Origin of the sequence: Streptomyces sp. NPDC014889, assembly GCF_043081205.1 — a bacterium.
Classification (GTDB): domain Bacteria; phylum Actinomycetota; class Actinomycetes; order Streptomycetales; family Streptomycetaceae; genus Streptomyces.
This window is the reverse complement of sequence record NZ_JBIBWH010000012.1, coordinates 190,242-213,943: the sequence shown is the minus strand read 5'-3', so window position 1 is coordinate 213,943 and position 23,702 is coordinate 190,242. Positions and strand designations below refer to the sequence as shown.

The 23,702-nt window shown below is 69.2% G+C and carries 23 protein-coding genes; 17 read left to right on the top strand and 6 right to left on the bottom strand.

The features are described from left to right. Positions 1–13: 13 nt before the first annotated feature. The 4 genes from ACF09J_RS24690 to ACF09J_RS24675 all read left to right on the top strand — a co-directional run bounded on the left by ACF09J_RS24690 (position 14) and on the right by ACF09J_RS24675 (position 4,405). Entirely contained in the window at positions 14–466 is a 453-nt protein-coding gene (locus ACF09J_RS24690; protein WP_392307602.1) for a DUF5707 domain-containing protein, read from the top strand. A 211-nt stretch (positions 467–677) separates the two neighbouring features. Next, positions 678–1,217 carry a (2Fe-2S)-binding protein gene (locus ACF09J_RS24685; protein WP_392307601.1) on the top strand — a complete coding sequence of 180 codons (540 nt, stop codon included), beginning with the start codon at positions 678–680 and terminating at the stop codon, positions 1,215–1,217. Then, positions 1,204–2,193, top strand: coding sequence for an FAD binding domain-containing protein (locus ACF09J_RS24680; RefSeq protein ID WP_392307600.1), 990 nt, complete (start codon positions 1,204–1,206; stop codon positions 2,191–2,193). Before ACF09J_RS24685 ends, ACF09J_RS24680 begins: the two co-directional genes overlap by 14 nt. Positions 2,194–2,197: 4 nt before the next feature. Further along, positions 2,198–4,405, top strand: a complete 2,208-nt coding sequence (locus tag ACF09J_RS24675) for a xanthine dehydrogenase family protein molybdopterin-binding subunit (protein ID WP_392307599.1) — start codon at positions 2,198–2,200, stop codon at positions 4,403–4,405. Here ACF09J_RS24675 and ACF09J_RS24670 read toward each other — a convergent pair. Beyond that, positions 4,402–4,551: a hypothetical protein gene (locus tag ACF09J_RS24670; RefSeq protein ID WP_392307598.1), complete on the bottom strand. Its 150-nt coding sequence runs from the start codon at positions 4,549–4,551 to the stop codon at positions 4,402–4,404. The genes ACF09J_RS24675 and ACF09J_RS24670 overlap by 4 nt on opposite strands. Before the next feature lie 148 nt (positions 4,552–4,699). Beyond that, on the bottom strand, positions 4,700–5,164 hold the full coding sequence (locus tag ACF09J_RS24665) for a hemerythrin domain-containing protein (RefSeq protein ID WP_392307597.1): 465 nt from the start codon (positions 5,162–5,164) through the stop codon (positions 4,700–4,702). A 44-nt stretch (positions 5,165–5,208) separates the two neighbouring features. On the opposite strand from ACF09J_RS24665, the gene ACF09J_RS24660 reads away from it, so the two are divergent. Next, complete coding sequence (locus tag ACF09J_RS24660) at positions 5,209–5,691, top strand: GNAT family N-acetyltransferase (protein WP_392307596.1); 483 nt, start codon at positions 5,209–5,211, stop codon at positions 5,689–5,691. 25 nt (positions 5,692–5,716) lie between these two features. Beyond that, entirely contained in the window at positions 5,717–6,223 is a 507-nt protein-coding gene (locus ACF09J_RS24655; RefSeq protein ID WP_392307595.1) for a hypothetical protein, read from the top strand. 42 nt (positions 6,224–6,265) lie between these two features. Here the strand turns inward: ACF09J_RS24655 and ACF09J_RS24650 are convergent, their stop codons facing one another. From ACF09J_RS24650 to asnB, 3 genes are all read right to left on the bottom strand, one after another. Then, positions 6,266–6,703, bottom strand: coding sequence for a cytidine deaminase (locus ACF09J_RS24650; protein ID WP_392307594.1), 438 nt, complete (start codon positions 6,701–6,703; stop codon positions 6,266–6,268). Between the two features lie 142 nt (positions 6,704–6,845). Beyond that, positions 6,846–8,279: a glycoside hydrolase family 6 protein gene (locus ACF09J_RS24645; RefSeq protein ID WP_392307593.1), complete on the bottom strand. Its 1,434-nt coding sequence runs from the start codon at positions 8,277–8,279 to the stop codon at positions 6,846–6,848. Between the two features lie 219 nt (positions 8,280–8,498). After that, the gene (asnB, locus tag ACF09J_RS24640; protein WP_392307592.1) at positions 8,499–10,337 is read right to left on the bottom strand and encodes an asparagine synthase (glutamine-hydrolyzing); all 1,839 of its coding nucleotides are present in this window, start codon (positions 10,335–10,337) and stop codon (positions 8,499–8,501) included. Between the two features lie 464 nt (positions 10,338–10,801). Between asnB and ACF09J_RS24635 the strand changes: the two genes are divergently transcribed. From ACF09J_RS24635 to ACF09J_RS24585, 11 genes are all read left to right on the top strand, one after another. Further along, positions 10,802–11,707 carry a LysR family transcriptional regulator gene (locus ACF09J_RS24635; protein ID WP_392307591.1) on the top strand — a complete coding sequence of 302 codons (906 nt, stop codon included), beginning with the start codon at positions 10,802–10,804 and terminating at the stop codon, positions 11,705–11,707. A gap of 413 nt (positions 11,708–12,120) precedes the next feature. Next, complete coding sequence (locus tag ACF09J_RS24630; RefSeq protein WP_392307590.1) at positions 12,121–13,686, top strand: 4-hydroxyphenylacetate 3-hydroxylase N-terminal domain-containing protein; 1,566 nt, start codon at positions 12,121–12,123, stop codon at positions 13,684–13,686. Between the two features lie 93 nt (positions 13,687–13,779). Then, complete coding sequence (locus ACF09J_RS24625; RefSeq protein ID WP_392307589.1) at positions 13,780–14,715, top strand: VOC family protein; 936 nt, start codon at positions 13,780–13,782, stop codon at positions 14,713–14,715. Next, positions 14,712–15,464: a dimethylmenaquinone methyltransferase gene (locus ACF09J_RS24620; RefSeq protein WP_392307588.1), complete on the top strand. Its 753-nt coding sequence runs from the start codon at positions 14,712–14,714 to the stop codon at positions 15,462–15,464. Before ACF09J_RS24625 ends, ACF09J_RS24620 begins: the two co-directional genes overlap by 4 nt. A gap of 3 nt (positions 15,465–15,467) precedes the next feature. After that, the gene (locus tag ACF09J_RS24615; protein WP_392307587.1) at positions 15,468–15,890 is read left to right on the top strand and encodes a cupin domain-containing protein; all 423 of its coding nucleotides are present in this window, start codon (positions 15,468–15,470) and stop codon (positions 15,888–15,890) included. Between the two features lie 57 nt (positions 15,891–15,947). After that, positions 15,948–17,498 (top strand): aldehyde dehydrogenase family protein, encoded by a 1,551-nt coding sequence (locus ACF09J_RS24610; protein WP_392307586.1) that lies wholly within the window; start codon positions 15,948–15,950, stop codon positions 17,496–17,498. Between the two features lie 10 nt (positions 17,499–17,508). After that, on the top strand, positions 17,509–17,910 hold the full coding sequence (locus tag ACF09J_RS24605; protein ID WP_392307585.1) for a RidA family protein: 402 nt from the start codon (positions 17,509–17,511) through the stop codon (positions 17,908–17,910). 159 nt (positions 17,911–18,069) lie between these two features. Next, positions 18,070–19,449 carry a purine-cytosine permease family protein gene (locus ACF09J_RS24600; RefSeq protein ID WP_392307584.1) on the top strand — a complete coding sequence of 460 codons (1,380 nt, stop codon included), beginning with the start codon at positions 18,070–18,072 and terminating at the stop codon, positions 19,447–19,449. Positions 19,450–19,546: 97 nt separating this feature from the next. Further along, positions 19,547–20,146, top strand: coding sequence for a flavin reductase family protein (locus ACF09J_RS24595; protein ID WP_392307583.1), 600 nt, complete (start codon positions 19,547–19,549; stop codon positions 20,144–20,146). Then, a complete protein-coding gene (locus ACF09J_RS24590) occupies positions 20,143–21,342 on the top strand; it encodes an acyl-CoA dehydrogenase family protein (RefSeq protein ID WP_392307582.1) in 1,200 nt (399 codons plus the stop codon). Before ACF09J_RS24595 ends, ACF09J_RS24590 begins: the two co-directional genes overlap by 4 nt. 1 nt (position 21,343) lies before the next feature. Next, on the top strand, positions 21,344–22,162 hold the full coding sequence (locus ACF09J_RS24585) for a fumarylacetoacetate hydrolase family protein (protein WP_392307581.1): 819 nt from the start codon (positions 21,344–21,346) through the stop codon (positions 22,160–22,162). A 99-nt stretch (positions 22,163–22,261) separates the two neighbouring features. Here ACF09J_RS24585 and ACF09J_RS24580 read toward each other — a convergent pair whose 3' ends face one another. Next, a complete protein-coding gene (locus tag ACF09J_RS24580; RefSeq protein WP_392307580.1) occupies positions 22,262–23,413 on the bottom strand; it encodes an MBL fold metallo-hydrolase in 1,152 nt (383 codons plus the stop codon). Between the last annotated feature and the right edge of the window lie 289 nt (positions 23,414–23,702).

Genomic DNA, 23,702 nt, shown 5'->3' with positions numbered 1-23,702 from the left:
TACGGAGATTCCCATGTCCCGACGTGTTGCCCTGTCCGTGGTCGCCGGTGTCGCTCTCCTTGGTGGCGCGGGCGCCTTCGCTCTCGCCCAGGCCGGGGAGCAGCCCCCGGCGCTGGCGCACAGCACTGCCCGCTACACCGCCCCCGGCGGGGACCGCGACGGCTCGCTCGTCTTCGTCACCGACGTCACGGCGTCGTCCGGCGTCAAGAGCGTGAAGGTGCTGGCCTGGCCGCAGCACTCGTCCCTGGCCGAGAAGAGTCCGACCGCCAGGGACATGGCCGCCGCGGAGCCGGCCGTCTGCAAGCCCTCCGGGCAGGACACGGTGCGCTGCACCTACACCGCCGAGGTCACCGGCGCCGACGACGAGTCGTCCCCTCGCGGAGCCTGGCACGTCGCCGTCCTGGCCACCGCGCAGGACGGCACCACGACCTTGGACACCGAGGCGGCCGGCTTCACCGTCCGGTGAGCCGGAGGCGCCCGTGGGCGAGTGGCACGTGGAGGCGGGCGGTCCGGCACCCCGTGCCGGTTCGCCCGTTCGGCGTATATTGAGGAGAAAGGCGGACGTATTGGCACGAAAAGGTCGATTCCCGCCTTTCGTGGCGCCTGACGAACCCACTCACCGGATCCGCCCCCACCTGGGGCTCGAGTCGTATCCGACCCGTCCGGAGGAGGACGCGATGAGGGACGTGGCGAGCGAACGGGACGCGGACGGGCGTCCCTCGGTCACCGAACGGGTCGTGACACTCACCGTGAACGGCCGGTCGCACACCCTGCGCCTGGACACCCGGGTCACCCTGCTGGACGCCCTGCGGGACCGCCTTGGCCTGGTGGGCACGAAGAAGGGCTGCGACCAGGGTGCCTGCGGAGCGTGCACGGTCCACCTGGACGGCAGGAGAGTGCTCGCCTGCCTGACCCTGGCGGCCCAGGCCGAGGGCCGGGCGGTTACCACCATCGAGGGCGTCTCCGGCGCCGACGGACCGCATCCGGTGCAGCAGGCGTTCATGGAGCACGACGGCTTCCAGTGCGGCTTCTGCACGCCGGGGCAGATCATGTCCGCGGTGGCGCTGATGGCCGAGGGCCGGGCCGGGTCCGACGAGGAGATCCGGGAGTTCATGAGCGGCAACCTGTGCCGCTGCGGCGCCTATCCCAACATCGTCGCCGCGATACGCGAGGCGGCGTCCCAAGGTTCCCAAGGGGGCCCCGATGCGCGGCTTTGACTACGTACGGGCCACCGGCACCCAGGAGGCGGTGCAGCTGCTGGCCGACGACCCGGCGGCGTCCTGCCTGGCGGGCGGCACGACGCAACTCGACCTGATGAAGGACGGCGTCCTGGAACCACCGCGGCTGATCGACATCACCCGGCTCCCGCTGCACGGCATCGAGCGCCGCGGCGACCGCCTCCACGTGGGGGCGCTCGCCAGCATGGAGGAGCTGGCCGCCGACGCCACGGTGGCCGAGCGGCTCCCCATGGTGCGGGAGGCCCTGCTGCTGGGCGCGTCGGTGCAGCTGCGGAACATGGCCACCATCGGGGGCAACCTGCTGCAGCGCACCCGCTGCCGCTACTTCCGCGACCCGACGGTCGCCGAGTGCAACAAGCGCGCACCGGGCTCCGGTTGCGCCGCGGTGCAGGGCGTGGCGCGTATGCACGCCGTGCTCGGTGTGAGCGAGCGGTGCATCGCGCTGCATGCCTCCGACCTCGCGGTCGCCCTGGTGGCGCTCGACGCGGTCGTGCACATCCAGGGGGTTTCCGGGCGTCGCATCGTGCCGCTGACGGAGTTCTACCTGACGGCCGACGAGAGCCCCGAGCGGGAGAACGTGCTGGAGCACGCCGAGCTGATCACCGAGGTCGAGATCCCGCTGCCGCCGCCGGCCGCCCGGTCGGGCTACCTCAAGGTCCGCGACCGGGCGTCGTACGAGTTCGCCCTCACCGCGGCCGCGGTGCTGCTCGTCATGGACGGGGGCACCGTCCGCCAGGCCCGCATCGGGCTGGGCGGGGTCGGGTCGAAGCCGTGGCGGGCCTACGAGGCCGAGCACGTGCTGACCGGAGCGCCGGCCACGACGGCCACGTTCCAGGACGCGGCCGGGGCCACGATGCGCGACGCCTGGACCGTCCCGGGCACGGCGTTCAAGGTGCCGCTCGCCCGGCGCACCCTGGTGCGCGAGCTGCAGACCGTCTCGGGAGTGCAGGAGTGACCCCATGAGCACCGTCGAGAGCAGGCCGCTGGTCGGCGCGGGCGTCAACCGGGTCGACGGCCCGCGCAAGGTCACCGGCACCGCCCCGTACCCCATGGACTTCAGCGTCCCCGGCCAGGCCTACGGCGCCCTGGTGCAGAGCACCGTCACCGCCGGCCGGATCGTCCGCATGCACACCGAGGCCGCCGAGCGCTCCCCGGGCGTGCTCTCGGTCCTCACCCACGAGAACGCACCCGAGGTCGCCACAGGACCGGCGACGGTGCTCGGGGAGCCGACGCCCACCCCCCTGCGGAGCGACCGGATCCTCCACCACGGGCAGCACATCGCCTTCGTGGTGGCCGAGACCCCGGAGCAGGCCGCCGCCGCGGCACGCCTGGTGCGGGCCGACTACGAGGCCTCGGAGCCGCTGCTGGACCTCCAGGACCCGCGGGCCGAGCAACTCACCGACCCGTGGGGGACGGACCACTCGCGCGGCGACGCCGCCGCGGCGCTGGAGGGTGCGGAGGTGACCCTCCGGACCACGTACACCACGGCGGACAACACCCACAACCCGCTCGGGCTGTTCGCCACCCTGGCCGTGTGGGAGGGCGACACCCTCACCGTCCACGACACCAGCCAGTGGCCGTCGATGGTCCGCACCACCCTCGCCGCGGTCTTCGGCATACCGGAGAGCTCGGTGCGGGTCCTGGTCCCGTACGTCGGCGGGGGCTTCGGCGCCGGACTGCGCGTGTGGCAGCACGTGATCCTGACCGCCATGGCCGCCCGGGTGCTCAACCGGCCGGTCAAGCTGGTCCTGACCCGGCCGCAGATGTTCACCTCGGTCGGGCACCGCCCCAGCGGCGTGCAGTGGCTGGCCGTCGGCGCCACACGCGACGGCGAACTGATCGCCCTCGACCACCGCAGCCTCAGCTCCCTGAGCATGGAGGGCAGCGACTACGAGCCGTTCGCCTCGGGAACCGCCTTCGCCTACCGGTGCCCCCACGTGACCACACAGGACCGGCAGGCGCGGCTCAACGTCCCCCTGCCGACGTCCATGCGCGCCCCGGCCGCGGCACAGGGCAACTTCGCTCTGGAGTCCGCGCTCGACGAGATGGCCTGCACCCTGCGCATCGACCCCCTGGAGCTGCGGCTGCGCAACCACACGGACGTCGATCCGCGCAACGGGCTGCCCTGGTCCGGCAAGGCGCTCCTGGAGTGCTACGAGGTCGGCGCCCGCCGCTTCGGCTGGTCCGACCGCAACCCCGAGCCGCGCTCCATGCGCGAGGGGAACTGGCTCATCGGCTACGGCATGGCGAGCGCGCTGTTCCCCTACTTCGCACAACCCTGCGCGGCGCAGGCCACCATCCGCAGCGACGGCAGCGCTCTGGTGCGCAGCGCGGCGACCGACATCGGCACCGGCACGTACACCGTGATGGCCCAACTCGCCGCCGAGGAACTGGGCCTGCCCCTGGACCTGGTCCGTTTCGACCTGGGCGACTCGGACATGCCCCACTCGATGATGGCGGGCGGCTCCGGCCTGACCGGCGCGCTGGGCAACGCGGTGCACAACGCCTGCCGGCAACTGGTGCGCTCCGTCGCGCAACTCGCCCACGACGACGCCGGCTCACCCCTGCTGGGCGCGTCCGCCGACGACGTGGAGTCCACCGGTGGGCGGATCCACCTCGCGGGCCGCCCCGACCGCGGGGAGCCGTACGCCGACATCCTCGCCCGGCACGGGCTGTCCGAACTCACGGCGAACGGGAACAGCACCCCGCCGGGCGCCACCGAACTGGGCATGTCCCTCGCCGGCGCGTACGGCGCGCAGTTCGTGGAGGTCCGCGTCGACGCCGACCTCGGCCTCGTCCGCGTCGCGCGGGTGGTCTCCGCGATCGACGGCGGCCGCATCCTCAACGCGAAGACCGCCAGGAACCAGATCATCGGCGGCACGGTCGGCGGCATCGGCATGACCCTGTACGAGGACACCGCCACCGACCCGCGCACCGGGCGGGTCACCAACGGCACGCTCACCGACTACCTCGTCGCCGTGAACGGCGACATACCCGAACTCGACGTGGTCTTCGTCGGCGAACCCGACCGCGCCACCCCGACCGGCACCAAGGGCGTGGGCGAGGTCGGCCTCGTCGGCATCGCCGCCGCCATCTGCAACGCCGTCCACCACGCCACGGGAAAACGCCTCCGCGAACTGCCGATCACCCTCGACAAGCTCCTCTAGGCGTTGGGGCGTTGGCCCTTCGCCGCGATCCTGATGAGCAGTTCGTCGCGAACGGAGAGCCACTCGTCGGCGAGCACGCTCCAGTTTAGGTTGTCGGTGCGCAGGGTGACTCTGGTCAGGCCCCCTCCCCTCGTTGTGCCACTCACACGCGGCTGCGGCGCAGGGTCGGTTGGCGGTACCTCGCCGCGCGGGCAGTGACCGATCTGCTTGGTGGTGTCCTCATCGACACCGACCGTGAACCGTGCCCCGACGAAGCGATGATGCCGGGGCACGGAAGACGGAGGGAGCGTCAGGTCACTGCGACGGTGAGGGGATCCGGGTGCCCGTGCGGGCGCGTACCGCCTCGACGGTCTCCCACTGCTCGGTGGTGAGGTAGGCCAGGGCGGCCGGGAAGACGCCGTCCTGCTCCTTGAGGACGTGGTGACGGAGTAGGTCGAGCGTGTCGATCAGCCGCTGCGGCCAGGCGGGATCGGCCAGGAAGGGGCCGTCCGCCTCCGCCGGCACGGCGTCGATGCGCCGGTGCTCGTCCTGGAGTTCGGCCATCTGCTCGGGGGAGTCGGCGGCCAGGGCCGGGAACAGACCGTCCTCCTCGACCTGGGTGTGCGGGCCGAGCAGGGCGGCGATCTCGCGGGCGATCTCCGCCATGCGGGCGACGTTGCCGCCGACGTGGGCGTCGCGGACCTGGGACGAACACGGCCCGGCGTGCCGGTCACGCTCCCGGCCGCCCGTGTCGCATACGCTGCGGCGGCCGCTCGTCACGTCGGCCCGGACGACGCGGCTGCCGGATCCAGGAAGGGGTTGGCATGAGGTCCCCAGGCGTGCACCTACGGGAGATCACCGACGACAACCGGGATGCCGTTCGCGCCCTGCGCGTCCGCCGGGACCAGAAGCAGTTCGTCGCCTCCGTATCCAGGTCGCTCAAGGATGCGGCGAAGACGACGGAGGCCAGTCCCTGGTACCGCGCCGTGTACCGCGGCGACGAGCCGGTCGGCTTCGTGATGCTGTCCTGGAAGCCGCCGACCGGTCCTTTCGAAGGGCGGCACTTCATCTGGCGCCTCCTGGTGGACAAGCGGCACCAGGGGCGCGGGATCGGCCGGGACACGCTCACGCAGATCGCCGCCCTGGTTCACGCGGACGGCGGCACCGAGCTGCTGACCAGCTACGAGCCCGGCGACGGCGAACCGTGGCCCTTCTACCAGAAGTTCGGGTTCGAGCCCACCGGGGACCTCTACGACGGCGAGATCGTTCTGCGGCTCGCCCTGCCCGCGAGCGCCGGGGAGGAGTGAGGCCGCGGGCCGGCTCGGACAAGCCGTGGGCCCGGAGCCCCAACTCCCGTTCCCTGTTGGCTACGGCGTGGTGGCCGGGGCGGTGGACGACCCGGTGGCCGCCGCCACCGAGGCCGGCCGCTCCTGGGGCGCCTATCTGACCGACGCCCCCGCCCCCACCGAGCGGATCGGGGCGGAGGAGGGGCAGCGGCGGCTGAGGGCGGCCCTGGAAGGCATCGGCTTCGTCACGGAGGCGGAGACACCGGTCGAGGAACCGGGCGATGAGCGGGCGGCGGGAGCTGCGGAGGACGGGGCGGAGGGCGTGGCCGAGGACGCCGAGGGGAACCGGCGGCTGCGCCTGCACCACTGCCCGTTCCGCGAGGTCGCCCAGCGCCGCCCGGACATCATCTGCGCCGTCCACCTCGGGCTGATGCGGGGCACCGTCGACACCCTGCGCGCCCCGCTGGCCGCCGAGTCCCTGGAGCCCTTCGTCACCCCGCACCTGTGCGTGGCGACCCTGCGCCGCACCGACCTGCCGGAACAGCACGCCTAGGGCCGCATCGGGCTGCGTCCGCCCGGTTGTCGGCCGACGGTGTCAGCCCGTGCTGGTCGGCGTGGTTTCCTCGTCGTCGAGCTGGTGGTCGGCCCAGACATAGCTTTCGGGCAACAGGTCGGTGATGAGGACGGCCCGGACGCGGTCGCCCTCGCCGACGATGACCTTGAGGGTGGGGAAGTAGTCGAGAAGGACCTGACGGCACCGGCCGCACGGGGGAACAACCCCCCGGTCGCGGTCGCCCACGGCGACGATCGTGTCCAGCTCGTAGGCGCCCTGGGCGGCCGCCGTGCCGATGAGGACCAGCTCGGCGCAGGGTCCTCCGGTGAAGTGGTAGGCGTTCACGGCGGTGACGATCCGGCCGTCCCGGGCGCGGGCCGCGGCTGCCATGGTGTGGTTGTCGCCCCGGCAGCGCGTGCGAGCGACGTGGGCCGCGGCCTGGATGAGTTCCTGGTCGAGGGGGTGGGTCTGCGTGGTCATCGTCTCCGCCTTCGTCGGGTCTCAGGGGACGTTGGCCCGCGCGACGACGTCGTGCAAGTGAATATCGGCGGTGCGGCGGCTGCGCCGGCAGACGCCGGCCGACCGGCCCGGGGAAGCCGGGCCGGCCGGGGGTCGTGCGCCGTCAGGACACGGTGCACGCGGTGCCGTTGAGCGTGAAGCCGGTGGGGGCGGAGTTGGTGGAGCCGGAACTGCCCTGGAAGCCGAAGGAGGTCGAGGCTCCGGCCGGCAGGGAGCCGTTGTGGCTCAGGTTGGTGACGGTCACCGCCTTGCCCGACTGGGTCGCGGTGGCGTTCCAGGCGTTGACGACCTTCTGGTCGTTCGGGAAGGTCCACTTCAGCGTCCAGCCGTTGATGGCGGCGCCGCTGGAGTTCTTCACGGTCACATCGGCGTTGAATCCGCCCGCCCAGGCACTGCTGATCTTGTAGTTCACGGCGCAGGCCGCGGTCGGCGGGGGGTTGGTGGGAGGCGGCGTGGTCGGCGGGGGGCTGGTGGGCGGCGGGGTGGTGGGCGGGTTGGGGGCGTTGACGGCCAGCGCGTAGGCGATGTCGGGCAGGAAGGTGCCCGCCCTGCCCGCACAACCGTCCGCCTCGCCCGGCGGCTTCACCCAGAGGAAGGCGTCGATCGCCGCGTCCCCGGTGTTGGCGGTGGGATAGTTGCCCAGGGAGCGGCCCGAGGGGTCGCACCAGGCCCCGCCGCCCGCCGGGCCGTTGCCGTTCCGGCTGGTGTCCACCACGGCGTGCAGCTGGGACGGGTTGCCCAGCGCGGAGAGGATCGCCTTGTCGTAACCCACCTCGCTGGAGGTGGTGTTGAAGTTGGAGACATTGGTGTAGAAGCCGTCGGCATTGGTCAGCACACCCGCGCTGCGCAGCCGGTTCGCCTGCTCGGAGGCGCTGTTCCAGGTGGAGTGACCGCCGTCCAGATAGACCTTCGCCTGGGGCGCGGCGGCGTGGATGGCGGCTCCGGCCCGCGAGAGTGAGGCATAACGATCGTTCAGCTGCTGGGAGTTGAGGCAGGTGGTGAGGGCGATCGAGTCCGGCTCCAGAATGACGATCGACGGTCCGCTGCCGAGCCCGGCGGCGAAGCCTCGTACCCAGCTGTCGTAGGAGGCGAGGTCCGGTGCGCCGCCGGCGGAGGCACCTCCGCAGTCACGGTTGGGGATCGCGTACGACACCAGCACCGGTACCTGACCGGCGGCGGCCGCGGCCGAGGTGACCTTGCTGACGTCGGCGGTGACGGTGGAGGGGCTGTACACCGAGAACCAGACGGCCTGCGGCTGGCTTGCGATCCTGCTGGAGATCACGGGCTGGCGCGAGTCACCGGGGTTGGCGGCCGCCCACTTGACCACCTGGGAATTGGGATCCTTGTAGAACTGGGTACCGGCGGGCAGGCTGCCCTGCACCGCGGCCGCCTGCCCCTGGGAGACCAGCGCCAGTCCGGCCGTCGCCACACCGGCCGCCAGGCCCAGGGCGGCGACCCGGCGCCCGAGTGAGGTCCGGCGGGCAAAGAGGTCGCTGGGAGATTTCCCGGGTCGAGGGGTGTGGTCGGGGGGTGTCACAGTCGTCCTCCGTGCTCTCGGATCGGAGAGTGCCAGGGGCGTGCGCAGGATCGTGGGAGCGCTCCCGCGCCCGTGAACAGCGTATCCATGCGTGACAGGTTCACGTAATCCCTCGACTCCCGTGAATAACAAACTTCATGGGAGCGCTCCCGTGAAACGCGCACGAGCCTGCCGGGTCGCCCCGGCAGGCTCGGTCTGTGGAACGGCGTGCCCGGCGGTTCAGGTGAGCAGCAGCTCCGGCTTGTACATGTCCAGCCACAGCGCCAGGTTCACGGTACGTTCGAGACCGCGCCGTGAGGCCAGCGTGACCTGCGGGGCGTCCCGGTGGGCGGCTTGGTGCACCCGGTCCCGGTCGAGCAGGTCGAAGACCGGGTGGGACGGGCGGGCGAGGATCTCCCTGACGTGTTCCTGGATGGCGACCGCGTACTTCGGGTCCTGGGTCGACGGGTAGGGGCTCTTGGCCCTGTCGTACACGGACCGGGGAATCAGGTCGGCGGTCGCCTCCCTGAGCAGGCTCTTCTCCCGCCCGTCGAACGACTTCAGCGACCAGGGCGCGTTGTACACGTACTCGACGAGCCGGTGGTCGCAGAACGGCACCCTCACCTCCAGCCCGACCGCCATGCTCAGGCGGTCCTTGCGGTCCAGCAGGACCCGTACGAACCGGGTCAGATGCAGATGGCAGATCTTCCGCATCCGGTACTCGAAGTCGCTCTCCCCGTCGAGGCGGTCGATGTCCGAGACGGCGGTGCCGTAGCTGTCCGCGACGTACGTCCTGAGGTCCAGGGCTTCGGCGAGTGCGGGGTTTAGGACACCGGAATCGCTGCCGAAGCGCTCGGCCTGGGCCATCCACGGGAAGGTGTCGGTGGTCCGGGCCTTCTCGTCGAAGAACTGGAGGTAGCCCCCGAAGACCTCGTCGGCCGACTCGCCGGACAGCGCGACCGTGGAGTGCTCACGGATCGCCCGGAGGAGCAGGTAGAGGGAGGAGTCCAGATCGCCGATGCCCACGGGCAGGTCGCGCGCCCGGATCGTCTCCGCCCGTACGCCGAGGTCGGCGAGGGCCTGCGCGTCGATCACGATGTTCTGGTGCTCGGTGCCGGAGGCGCGCGCGACGTCGTGCACGAACGGGGCGTCGGGTGTGCCACGCAGTTCGTCGGCGACGAAGTTGTCGGCGTGTCCCACGAAGTCCACGGCGAAGCTGCGCACCTTCTCGCCGTGCTCGGCCAGTTGGCGGGCCGCCAGGGCGGTCAGCGCGGAGGAGTCCAGACCTCCCGACAGCAGCATGCAGCGGGGAACGTCGGCGACGAGCTGGCGGCGGACGATGTCGTCGAGCAGCGAGCGTACGGTGGCGATGGTGGCGCCGCGGTCGTCGAGGTGCGGACGGGTCTCCAACTGCCAGTAGACACGTCGGCGCATCCCCTGCCGGTCGACGGTCAGGACGGTGCCGGGCTCCAGTTCGCGCATGCCGTCCCAGATGGCGTGTCCGGGTGTCTTGACCATCACGAACATCTCCCGTAGCCCGTCGAGGCGGACCCGGGCGGTGGCGAGCGGATGGGCGAGGACGGCCTTGGGCTCGGAGCCGAACAGCACGCCGTCGGAGGTCGGGTAGTAGTAGAACGGCTTGATCCCCATGCGGTCGCGGACCATCACGAGCCGGTCGTGGCGGCCGTCCCACACCGCGAAGGCGAACATGCCGTTGAGGCGCCTGGCGAGCCCCTCGCCCCATTCGAGGTAGGCGTGCAGGACCACCTCGGTGTCCGAGTCGGTCGTGAAGCGGTGTCCCAGACCGGTCAGCTCGCTCCGCAGTTCAGTGAAGTTGTAGGTCTCCCCCGCGTAGACGAGCACCACCGTGCCCTCGGGTGTCCGGACGCTCGTCGGCTGCCGGCCGCCGGGAAGGTCGATGATCGCGAGCCTGCGGTGGCCGAGGGCCGCGGGCCCCTCGGCCCAGGTGCCGCGGTCGTCGGGACCCCGGCAGGACATGGTCTCCGTCATCGCGTCCAAAGTCGCCCTCTCGGACCGCAGATCACGGTCGAAGGACACCCAGCCGGCGATACCGCACATGTGTTACCTCCCGTGTCCGGCCTCCGGGTCGAGCACGACCACCTGCGGCTTCCCGCAGCCCCTCCCGGCGAACCAGTTCGTATTCAGCCCTCCGGGCCCCGCCCCGGCCGCGATCACCGGGTTCCGGGCCGCGACCGTCGGCTCTCGGCCCGCCGCACAGCACTACCCCAGCTCACGCGCCGCCTGACGGACCCAGCGGCTTTCGCCTCCTTTCGGGCGCAGGGAGTGTCCGGCGAATGGCTCTGCGCCGTCACCGGTGGCCGCGCCGAGAGACGACCGCCCGACTCCTCGCACACAAGCCCATTGATTGCGCCGGGCCGAACGAGAGGGAAAACCGACTGCTCATCCCCGGCGACGACGAGCGATCCGCGCGTAACGAGCCGTTCAGTAGCCGACCGCGCAGCCTTCTTCGAGCCGATCGCCCATCTATTGACATTCCCCAGAAGTCATGACATTCAGAGAGCATGGATTTTCGCCAACTCGAGTACTTCCGTGCCGTCGTCGAGGCGGGCTCGGTTTCGCAGGCCGCCAAGAATCTGCACATGACGCAGCCACCACTGAGTCACGCCATCGCGAAGCTGGAGCGGGAGCTCGGGGTGAGCCTCCTCGAGCGAACCGCGAAAGGCGTGCACCCCACCCAGGCAGGGCTCCACCTCCTGTCCAGGGGCGAGCGTCTGATAGCGGACCGAAACCGGGTCGTGGATACGCTGAAATTGATGGGAGGCGGCGCGATCGGCGATCTGCACATCGGCGTGGAACCCATGGTCATCAACGAAATCATCGCGGACGTACTGGCAGAATTCCTCGACCAGGCCCCCAAGGCGCGCGTCACACTGGCAGACGTCACTCCCGATCTTATTGTTCAAGGCGTTCTGTCCGGCGACCTGGACATGGGCTGCGTCCCCTTCGGGTCCACACAATTCTCCAGGTTCGTCGCCGAGGGCTGTGACTGGTGCCCCATTATCGACATCAATGTCAAGCTCGCAGTGCCCAGGTATCGCGCCGCGGAATCCCGTCCTGACGGCAAAGGGTGGGGTCGATGGATCCTGCCGTCCCGCCTTTCCGCGTTCTGGGGCATGCCGGACGCCGCCGAGAAGGCCTTGTCAGGCGACGACTCCTTCGAGGTCATCGAGGTTTCCACGCCGCAGACGGCAGTCGCCTTCGTCGCGGCCGGACTGGGTGTCGCGCTCGTGACCGAGCGCATTGCCGGGACAAGTCATTCGGTCGCCCTTCTCGATCCCCCGGAATGGCTCCGGTCCATGCAGGCGACCCTGCTGTGGAAGCGCGGAGGGGAGATCACCCCGCTCATGGATCGCTGGCTGCAGGCCACTCGGACCGTCGCCGAGCATCGCCGCACGCTCGGGCGGTGAGAGCAGCCATACGCGGAACTATGCACCCCCCTGCTGCGCCCCATATGGAAAGGGCGGAGGAAATCAAGAGCACACCCCCGCGACCACCCGCCAAACCTGTGTGACGTGCGCCACATTCAGTCCGGCGTCTGCTCTGGGGCAGCACCCCCGCCAACGCTTGAATCGCCTGTTCAGAGGCAGTTCCACGCCCCAGCCTCAGTCGGCTCGAAGGTCGGTGGCCGACGTACCAGGACGTCGTTGGGCCCTTCCGCTTTCTATTGCCCGTGCCGTGCGGCCGTGTCAGTCTTCCCGGCAATTCGACGGCACGGGCCGTATCGATGAGAGAAACCTTCTCCTGCGATCCCCGCCCGCGCCTTGGTTGCACGAACCGTTGGCTCGGCCCGGTTCCGTGAACGACAAGAAGGGGCCGGTCAATGACGGCGGGAAACGCGAATCAGTCGGCACAGAACCCTGCCGGCCGCCAGTATCTCCCCTTTACCGGAAGTGAATATCTCGAAAGCCTCGACGACGGCCGCGAGGTCTGGATCTACGGGGAGCGGGTGGAGAACGTCGCCGAACACCCCGCCTTCCGCAACTCCGCTCGCATGATCGCCCGCATGTACGACGCCCTGCACGACCCCGCGCGCAAGGACGTCCTCACCGCGCCCACGGAGTGGGGAGGCTTCACCCACCGCTTCTACCAGGCGCCCAAGAGCGTCGAGGAGCAGGTCGCCTCCCGCGACGCCATCGCCGAGTGGCAGCGGATCACCTGGGGCTGGATGGGCCGCTCCCCCGACTACAAGGGCTGCTTCCTCGGCACTCTCGGCGCCAACGCCGAGTTCTACCGGGGGTTCGAGGACAACGCTCGCGACTGGTACCGCAAGGCCCAGGAGAAGACCTGGTACATCAACCACGCCATCATGAACCCGCCGGTCGACCGCGGTCTCGGTCCGGACGCGGGCAAGGACGTGTTCATCCGGGTCACCAAGGAGACCGACGCCGGCTTCTACGTCACCGGCGCCAAGGTGGTGGCCACCGGGTCCGCCCTCACGCACCACACCTTCGTCGGTCACGTGGGCCAGGTCGCCGTGCAGGACCCGGCCTTCTCGCCGGTGTTCATCACGCCCACCAACGCTCCCGGCGTGAAGCTGCTCTGCCGCACCTCGAACGAGTACCGCGCGGCGGTGCTGGGCAGCCCGTTCGACTACCCGCTGTCGAGCCGGCTGGACGAGAACGACGCCATCCTGGTCCTCGACAACGTGTTCATCCCCTGGGAGAACGCGTTCATCTACAACGACCTGGAGCAGGCCAACAAGTACAACATCCACTCGGGCTACCTGGAGCGTGCCTCCCTGCACGGGTGCACCCGCTTCGCCGTCAAGATGGACTTCCTCGTCGGCATGCTGTCCCGCGCCCTCGATGTCACCGGGGCCGGCTCGTTCCACGGCGTGATGTCCCAGCTCGGCGAGGTCATCGCCTGGCGCAACACCTTCTGGGCGCTGTCGGACGCGATGGCGAAGAGCGCGGTGCCGTGGAAGGGCGGCATGATCCAGCCCGACCCGCAGTTCGCGGGCGCCTACCGCGTGATGAACCAGCTCGCCATGCCGAAGATCAAGAACATCATCGAGCAGGTCGTGGCCAGTGGGCTGATCTACCTCAACTCCCACGCCAACGACTTCAAGACGGCGGAGATCCGTGGCTATCTGGACACCTACCTGCGCGGTACGGGGGGCATCGGCGCCGAGGAGCGCGTGAAGGTCATGAAGATGCTCTGGGACTCCATCGGCACGGAGTTCGGAGCCCGCCACGAGCTGTACGAGATCAACTACATCGGCAGCAACGACGTGACGCGTCAGACCAACCTGTTCGGCGCACGGGGCAGCGGCCTGCTCGACTACTGCAAGGAATTCGCGCAGAGCGCCATGGACGAGTACGACCTGAACGGCTGGACGGTTCCGGACCTGCGGGGTCCCGACGACGTCAGCATCCTCAAGGGCTGACGGCCCACGCGGCTCCCCGCCGAGAGGGAGCCCGGTCATCCGGCGGCGCCGGCTCGTACTCGTCGCCGTCTCCCACCCACCCCAGGAGGACCTGTGGCTACGGCTATCGATGCTGCCCAAGTCACCTATGAGGCACCGGATCTCGAGGTGATGGAGAAGTTCCTGACCGCGTTCGGCATGGTGCCGGCCGAGGGCAGTGACGACCGGACCCTGTACATGCGGGGAACGGGCACTCAGCATCACATCCACGTGACCCGCAAGGCCGACAGACAGCGCTTCGTCGGCGCGTCCATCGAGGTCGCCGCCTACGACGACCTCGTCGAGCTCGCCGCGCTGCCGGGATCCTCCCCGGTCCGCGAGTCGGCGGAGCCCGGCGGCGGTCACGAGGTCGCGATGACCACGCCCGACGGCTTCGAGATCCGGGCGGTCCATGGCCGGCGCAAGGCCGAGCCGATCCCGGACCGGGAACCCTTCGCGATGAACAACATCCGCGACAAGAACCGGGTGAACGCCGTCGTCCGCCAGCCCGTCGCGCCGTGCACCATCGCCCGCCTGGGTCACTTCGTGCTTCACGTGAAGAACCACGACGAGACCATGGCCTGGCTGAACGAACGCTTCAACTTCCTCCCCTCCGACTACTTCGTCCCGCCGGGCGAGGAGGGGCCCGTCGTCGGCACCTTCGTCCGGCTGGATCTGGGCGAGCAGCTCGTGGACCACCACTTCATGCTCGTCCTGCAGTCGGACTGGGCGGGGATCCACCACAGCGCGTTCGAGGTCACCGACATGGACGCCGTCATGTCGTCGCACGACTACCTCATCCGGCAGGGGTACTCCCTCGACGTCGGAGTCGGCCGCCACCTGCTCGGCAGCCAGATCTTCGACTACTGGAAGGACCCCTTCGGCTTCCGCATCGAGCACTACACCGACGGCGACGTCGTCGACCGCAACCACCGGCCGACCAAGTTCAACGGCACTGCCAGCGACACCACCCAGTGGGGAAACCGTCCGCCGCTGGAGTTCTTCCAGTGACCGCGGCAGCGAGGGAGGACCTCGCCGGACCACTTCCCGAACCGGTCCGGGCACAGTTGGCGGGGGCGGGCTCGGCCACCGTGGCCAACATGCTGCTCCGGCGCGGCCTGCGGAACGTGATCATGGACGGGGTGCGGCCGCTGGCGCCGGGCCAACAGCCGCTGGTGGGGCCTGCCTACACCCTGCGGTTCATCCCCGCACGTGAGGATCTCGACACCCTCGCCACCTACTCGAGCAGCGACAACCTGCACCGGCGGGCGATCGAGGAGTGCCCGCCCGGCGCGGTGCTCGTGATCGACGCGTTCGGCTGCACGGCTGCCGCGTCCATGGGCGACATGATGGCGGCGCGGCTCAGGCACCGCGGTGCGGCCGGCGTGGTCACCGACGGCGGCTACCGCGACTCGGAGGCCATCAGGCGGACGGGCCTGCCGTGCTACCAGCGGGACAACGCGCCCCGAGCGACCCCCATCGCCCTGCACCCGGTCGCGCTCGACGAACCCGTCGGGTGCGGCTCAGTGGCGGTCTACCCCGGCGACGTGCTGCTCGGCGACGGCGACGGCGTCGTGGTCGTTCCCCGTGAACTGGCCGCGGAGGTCGCCGCGGAAGCCGCCGACGCCACCGCGTACGAGGAGTTCGCGGCTCGTGAACTCGAACGGGGCCGGTCCCTCTTCGGACTGTTTCCCGCCACACCCGAAAGCCGCCAGGAATACGACACGTGGGTGGCCGCGGGCCGCCCCGGATTGGAGTGAACAGTGGACATCAACCCCGCGACCATGAAGTCGCTCGAAGTCATGATCCATGCCGCCGACCTCAAGGACGAGGACTGGATCGACTACCCCGACTACGGGTTCCGTCAGTACTTCCTCTACAAGAACCCCGACACCGGCGCCAGCATCGCCCTCCTCGAGTACCAGCGGGGCGGCACCATCCCGACGAAGCACACGCACGCGTCGAACCAGTTCATGTACTGCCTCGAGGGCGACTACGAGTACACCGACTCCGGCCTCCGGCTGCGTCCCGGGTCGTTCTACATGAACCCGAAGGACCACCCGCACGGTCCGACCCTGGCGCACGAGCGCAGCGTGCTGATCGAGATCTACGACGGCCCGCACTACTACGAGAAGCCCGAGTACCACACGGACGAGACGATCGGCGACTTCCTTGCCAAGGAATGAGGCGCAGGCCCGTCCGACGTATTCCTGCCGAACTCGCGACGTTGATGGAAAGCGATGATGAGCGAAACCACCAAGACTCTGTTCGACACACACGAGGTGCTGGCTGAATTCGGCCTGGACCAGGTGCATTCCGGTACCTACGCCGACTCTCTCGGCTGGGGCGCCGTCGAGGGCCGGCCGGTCATCGAGGCGCAGTGTCCCGCCGACGGCGAGGTCGTGGGCCGGATCGCGGCCTCGGACGGCCAGGACTACGAGACGCTCGTGGCCGCCGCCGTCGAGACACAGAAGAAGTGGCGGATGGTACCGCCGCCGCGGCGTGGTGAATTCGTGCGCCGGATCGGTCAGTTGATCGAGGAGAACCTGGAGAGCCTGGCCGCTGTCGTCTCACTGGACACCGGCAAGTCGACGATGGAGGCCAAGGGCGAGCTCCGCGAGGCAGTCGACATGTCGACACTGGCCGCCGGCCAGGCGCGGATGATGTACGGCTTCACCCAGCAGTCCCAGCGTGCCGAGCACCGCATGTACGACCAATGGCTGCCGCTGGGCGTCGTCGGGCTGATCAGCGCGTACAACTTCCCGGCCGCCGTCTGGGCCCAGAACGGGTTCCTTTCCGCGATCGCCGGCAACACGGTGATCTGGAAGCCGAGCCCCAAGGTGCCGTTGACCGCCGTCGCGGTGCAGAAGCTGGTCAACAAGGCGGCGGCGGAGATGGGCTGCGAGGGCGTGTTCTCCCTGTTCATCCCCGACGACAACGCGGTCGCCGAGAAGATGGTCTCCGACTCGCGGGTCGCCATGATCTCGTTCACCGGCTCCACCGCGGTGGGGCGCAAGGTGGCCGAGATCGTCGGCTCGACGCTGGGCCGCCGGTACCAGCTGGAGTGCTCGGGCAACAACGGCTGCATCGTCGACGAGACCGCCGACCTGGAACTCGCCGCCAGGGCACTGACGTTCGGCGTGGTCGGCACGACCGGCCAGCGTTGCACGAGCACCCGTCGTGTCATCGCCCACGCGAGCATCGCGGACGAGCTGGTCGAGCTGCTGAAGAAGGCCTTCGACCAGATCACCATCGGTGACCCGCGCGACCCGGACACCGTGGTCGGCCCGCTGATCGACCAGCGTGCGGTGGAGGACTACAAGAAGGTCCTGGCCGGTGCCGAACGCGAGGGCGCCACCGTGGTGTACGGCGGCAACGTGATCGACCGCCCGGGTCTGTACGTCGAGCCGGCCATCGTCACGGGTGTCCAACCGCACTTCGAGATCGCCCAGTCGGAGACCTTCGTGCCGATCGTCTCCGTGCTGACCTACGACGACCTCGACGAGGCCATCGAGATCCACAACGGCGTCGCCCAGGGTCTCGCCTCGGGCATGCACAGCACCAACCTGACCAACATCGAAACCTTCCTGTCGGCTCGGGGCAGTGACTGCGGAATCGTGCGCGTCAACATGGGCACGACGGGTGCCGATGTCGGTTCCGCCTTCGGCGGCGAAAAGGAAACCGGCGGTGGCCGCACAGCCGGTTCGGATGCCTGGAAGGGATTCATGCGCCGCCAGAGCGTGTGCGTGAACTGGGGCGGAACGTCCGCGTGGGACAACCGCATCGACCTCTGAGGACAAAACGATGAAGAAGCAGCGTATCCGTTCCGCCGCCGTGCGCGAGCCGGCGGACAAGATGTGGTCGAACTGCCTGAGGATCGACGAGCTCATCATGGTCTCGGGAATGACCGCCCGCGGGCAGGACAGGGAGACCGTCCTCGGCGAGACGTCCTACGATCAGGCCAAGGTCGTCTTCCAGAAGATCAAGGACCTGGTCGAGGCGGCGGGCGCGGTCATGGACGACATCGTCAAGATGACCATCTACGTCACGGACATCGGTGACAACGCCGAGGTCTGGAAGGCCCGTCAGGAGTTCTTCTCCGGCGACTTCCCCGCCTGCACGCTGGTCGAGGTCTCCGCCCTCGCCAAGCCGGAGATCCTCCTCGAGATAGAGGCCGTCGCCGTGGCGGGTTGCAGCGCGGACTGACCCCTCGCGGCGACATCGGGCAGGTCCGGCCGTCGACATTCCGCCGCAGGAGCCATATTTCTCACAAGGACAGGAACCACCGTGTCTTCATACACCAGGAATCCCAGACCGGCTGATTCGTCACTGGCGGCTGCGGCGGAAGACCATGCCCTGGTCAGTGTGCCGTCGGCGGAGCGCAGGAGCGGCTACCAACTCGCCCTCAGCCCGGTCAGTGTCGCCACCGCCCTCGTCGTCTTCGCCATCGCCGGCTTCACCGTCGTGCTCGCCGGCTTCACCGTGGGCCTGGTCGTCGGCGTCCTCGTCGCGGCCTTCGCGGTGGGCCTCGGCAAGGCCCTGGGGCGGATGGCCTTCGAAACCGGTATGTCGAGCACCATCACCTCCCGGTTCTTCGGGTTCGGCTTCAGGGGCTCGTCGATCGGCTCGGTCATCTTCGCGTTCATGATTCTCGGCTTCCTCGCCGTCGAGGCCGCCCTCCTCTACCAGGGCACACTGTTGATGTTCGGCCTGCCCGATTCGTGGGGATGGCGCATCCTGATCTACGGCTGCATGACGCTGCTGTGGATCGGGCTCGCCATCTTCGGCATCAAACTCGCCCTGCGAGCCACCGGCGTCCTGATCGCCGTCACACTGCTCGTGACGATCTACATGATTGTGGACATCTATGTGGTCCAGGGCGCCAGCCCCATGGACGTGTTCACCTACGCGGGAGTCGTCCCCGGAGGCGTGTGGCCGCGATTCGAGTCCGCGGTCTCGGTCATGGGCGCGACGGCGGGAACCATCGCTCTGGTCACGACGGACTTCGCGCGTTACTGCCGCACGCGGCGCGACGTGACGATCCTGGCCGTGGCCGGCCCGATCACCCAGAACATCGTCATGACCGTCCTGGGCTCCCTCGTGGTGATCGGCGGCATGCCCCAGGTCATCGGCTACCTGATGGCCCACAACAAGGGCATGAACCCGGAGGCGGCCGCTGTCGCGGGCAACACGTTCGTCATGCAGAACACCGGTGCCTTCTTCGTCATCTTCGCCGGCTGGATGGGCTTCGTGACCATCTACGCGGCCCAGGCCAAGGCCCAGGCGATCAACGCCTATTCCGGATCGCTCTCGCTGGTCAACCTGGTCGACTCCCTCACCGGCAGAAAGCCGGGCCGGGCGACGATGGTGGTCGTCGGCAACATCATCGCCCTGGTGATGATCTCCGCCGGAATCCTGGAGAAGTTCACCCAGTACCTGGCGTACCTGGGCGCCATGACGCTCAGCATGTGCGGCGTGATGATCGCGGACTACTACCTGGTGCGCCGGGCGCGGTTCGACAGCGCCACCCATCGGGTCGAGCAGTGGAACTGGGCCGGAGTCGTCACGCTGGTCCTGTCCGCGGCGGTCGGCGTGATCCTGATGGCCACCGACGTCTTCGCCCTCGGTTTCCTGGTGTCCCTGGTGCTCGCGATCGCCGTCTACCCGGTGCTGCGGCACTGGCTGCCCGAAGGCACCGGCACCACGTTCGTCGCGGGCGAGGAAGCTCTCGAAGAGGCCCGTTGACCCCTGCCGGCAGCCACGGCCCACGGGACGTGGCTGCCGGTCAACCGCCGGCCCCGCAACAGGGCCGGACCCCACGACTCATCCAGGAGGCTTCGGGATGACCGAGATCATGTGGGACTCGGAGATCTATGAGAAAGCCGCTGACGCCAGGACCCTCGCGTCGAACGCGGCGGTACCCTCGCTCGCCGATCCCCGTCAACTGCGCAACACGCTGGGAAACTTCGCCACCGGAGTCGTCGTCCTCACCTATCGGTCCGGCGACAGCTACTACGGGGTCACCGTGAACTCCTTCACCTCGGTGTCCCTGGACCCGCCCCTGGTGCTCGTCTCCATGCAGCGGACCTCGCGTGCGCTGACCTACCTGCTCGAGCGGCCCTTCGCGGTCAACGTGCTCGGGGACAACCAACTCGCCACCGCGCTGCAGTTCGCCGGCAAGCCGCAGGACACCCACCGCATCGAATGGGTGGGCGATGACGTGGCCCCGCGGATCAACGGCTCGCTGGCGTACTTCCAGTGCACGCCGTGGGCGGGGTACGACGGAGGCGACCACGTCCTCGTGCTGGGGCGTGTGCTGTCCTACGGCCAGCAGGACGACACCCGGCCCCTGCTCTTCTACCGCGGCCAGTGGGGCGCTCTGGCCGAAGCCGCCGAGCGCAACGCCGTTGAGGGCGCACAGTCCGGGAGGGGCCGACAGTGACGGTCGACACGCAGGTGAACGAGGAGACGTACAGACTGCTCGCGGAGTTGACGGACATCTACCCGCTCCTGCAGAGCCAGGCCGAGGACAGCGAGCGGCTGCGGCGGCCGACACCGGTGGTGCAGGACGCCCTCCGTGACAGCGGGGTCCTCAAGCTGATGGTGCCGGCCGAACTCGGCGGACTGGAGGCTTCCCCCCTGCAGATCCTGCACGTGATGGAGAAGCTGTCCCACGCCGACGCCTCGCTGGGCTGGCTGGTGCGCGCCCTTGCGAGTGAAACGGCCACAGCGGCCACCTACTTGAGTGACGAGGCGGTCGGCGAGCTCTTCGCCGACGGCACGTACCCGCTGGTGGCAGGACAGTCGACCGCTTTCACCGGCCGGGCCGTCCGGGACGACGGCGGCTACCGGGTGAGCGGTGTCTGGAAGTTCGCTCCGGGAGTGTCGATGGCCACCCACCTCAATCTCGCGGTGACGGTCGAAGGCACGGGAGAGCGGCTGGTCTGCCTGGTTCCCCGTTCGGCGATGCGCATCAGTGACAACTGGGACATGCTGGGTCTGCGCGCGACCGCGAGCCTCGACTACCGTGCCGAGGATGCGCTCGTCGAGGACAAGTACGTCTTCGGCATCGGCCCCGAGAACGCCCGGCGAGGCCGCTGCATGAGCCGGGTGAGCCCCGCTCTGCTGGCCGGCCTGCACCAGGCGGCCTGGTCCCAGGGGGTCGGGCGGCGCATGCTCGACGAGTTGCGCGACCTGACCCGGCGCAAGGATCCCTCCGAGGGCTCCCCGGTCACCAGTGACGAGTTCTTCGCGGAGTTCGCACGGCACTTCTCGCACGTCCGGGGCACGATGGCACTGCTGCGCGAGACCTGGCGGGACAACGAGTCGACGCTCGCGACGGGAGCGCAGCTGAACGACGAGCAGGAGACGATGTCGCGGCTCGCCTGCAGCCTGGCCACCCGGACCGCGCTGGAGATCAGTCAGCTCGTGCACCGATTCGCGGGCGCTCAGGTCATGCGGAACGGCACGTTGCAGCGGTTCTTCCGTGACAGCCATGCCGGAAGCCAGCATCGGGGCTCCTCGCACATAGTGACGCAGAAGTGCGGCCGGATGCTGTCGGGCACCCTGCCCGCCGGGTCGCACTGGGGATTCTTCGACCTGGTGATTCCCGAGCCGGCGGCCATCGGAAAGGAATGAAGTGAGACTGGCAACCGTGCGCACCCGGCAGGGTACATGCGCAGCCCGCCTGGACGGCGACGAGTTCACCGAACTCCCCGGTCACGCCGACGTCGGTCACCTGCTGGCCGACGAGAACTGGCGGCGGATCGCGACGAACGCCACCGGGCGCCGGCACCACCGGGGCGACGTCGATGTGCGGACCGTCGTACCGCGTCCGTCAAAGGTTCTGTGCGCCGGCCTCAACTACACGAGTCACATTCAGGAGATGGGCCGGGAACTCCCCGCTCATCCCACCCTCTTCGCGAAGTTCGCCGACACCCTGACCGGCCCTGCTGACGCCGTGTCGGCCGTGGCGGAGGATCCGGAGATGGACTGGGAGGGAGAACTCGCCGTCGTCGTGGGACGGACCGCGTACAAGGTCCGTGAGGAGGAGGCGGACCAGTACATCGCCGGCTTCACGGTGGCCAACGACATCTCCATGCGGGGGTGGCAGTACCGCACGACGGAGTGGCTGCAGGGCAAGATCTGGGCACGTTCCACTCCCGTCGGCCCGGTCCTGACCACACCCGACGAGTTCGATCCCGCGTCCGCCGTTCTGCGCACCACGCTCAACGGCACGCCGGTGCAGGAGCACAGGATCGCGGACCTGTTGTTCGGTCCCGCCCACTTGGTCGCCTACGTGTCGACCATGCTGCCGCTGCACCCCGGGGACCTGATTCTCACCGGCACCCCCGGTGGAGTGGGAAGGGCTCGCTCGCCGCAGAGGTATCTGAGGCCCGGGGACCTGGTCGAGGTGACCATCGACGGTATCGGCACCGTGTCCACCCCGATCACCTGAGTCCGCCGTGCGCCACCGGCCCTGTACGCCCCGTCAGCGGGTCGTACAGGGCCGGGCCTGTCGGGTGGACGCGACGCGAGACACCGGCGCAGGCCCGGGTCAGGCCAGCTTGATCCGCTGAAGGTCCTCGCCGACGATCACCTTGCCGTCGTACCCCCGCTGTGCCCACTTCTTCCACTTGTGGACATCGATCGGGTTGCGGGCGACCTCGGAGATGTGCGTGAGCACGAGCATGCCGGCCTCGGCCCGCTGGGCGATCGGACCGATCTTCTGCACCTCGACATGGGATTGCAGCAAGTGGTCGACGAAGACCGCGGGGGCGTCGAGCCCCTCGACGCTGATCGCCTCGTGGACCAGTACGTCCGAGCCCTTGGCCAGGGCGATCACATTGTCGCTGTAGGTCGTGTCGCCGGAGAACGTGACCGAGCCGTGGTCGGTGTCGAAGCGGAAGGCGAAGGAGGGGAACACCGGTCCGTGCGGCACCAGGATCGCGGAGACCTTGACACGGTCGTCCTCCGTCACGACGAACGGCTTCATCGCAGGCGCGGTGTTCTCGTAGGTGGCACCGACCTCGGGAAGCTCGATCTCGTGCACATCGGCAAGGGCACGGATGTCCTGGATGCCCATGTCGCGCAGGAAGACGTTCGTGCTGTAGGCGTACGCCGCGTGGCAGTCGTCGGTCAGTGCCTTCAGGCCCGGCGTCGGGCTGCCCGGATTGACCGTCGGCGCCTGTCCGCCACCGAACTTCGGCGGGAGCCCGCCGGCCGGTCCGGGACCGTAGACGGGAACAGGGCGGGTGAGGTTGTCGTGCTCCTGGTTGGGGACGCTGCCGCCGAGCAGGAAGAAGTTGTAGTAGTCGGCGACGTGGTCGGCGTGCAGATGCGTGATGAAAATGCCGCTCAGGGACGCCAGCGTGAGGCCGGACCGCACGTACTGGGTGGCTGCCGAGCGCCCGCAGTCGATCACGTACGTAGCGCCGTCGACGACGAGCGCGGTCGAGATCCCGGCCCGCAGCGGGTCCACCGGAGGGCCCGCCTTGGTACCCAGCAGCACCAGTTCCAGCGCACTCGGCGAACCGTTGCCGGGCCCCCGGCCGGAGGCCTGAGCACGGTTTTCGGCCGCCGCCGCTGTCGCGCCGGGGAGGCTGAGGACCACCGGGGAGATGCCGAGGGCGGTCAGCACGGAGCGCCGAGCGACCCCGCTTCCGGCATCGGCAGGAGATTCAGGACCGCACAGGTTGCACATGATCATCCGCCTTGTGTGTAGTGGGCTGCTCGAGGTTGTGCGCCGTCGTCGCCATTACGCGAAATCGGCTTGCGGCGTCGAATTGCCGGGAAGATTGGCATGACCGTTTGACGCTGAGCAATAGGACTCGGAAGCCTTGATTTGCCGCCCACTCATCGGCCGGGGCCGCTCCAGGAAACCGCAATGCGACCCGAAGGTCGCCTCTGACCAGCCGCTTCGGGCGGCAGCAGCAGGACGGGAAAAAGCGGGAGCCGGACCTCACGTGACTCAGGTCACAACACTTTCCCGCCACTCC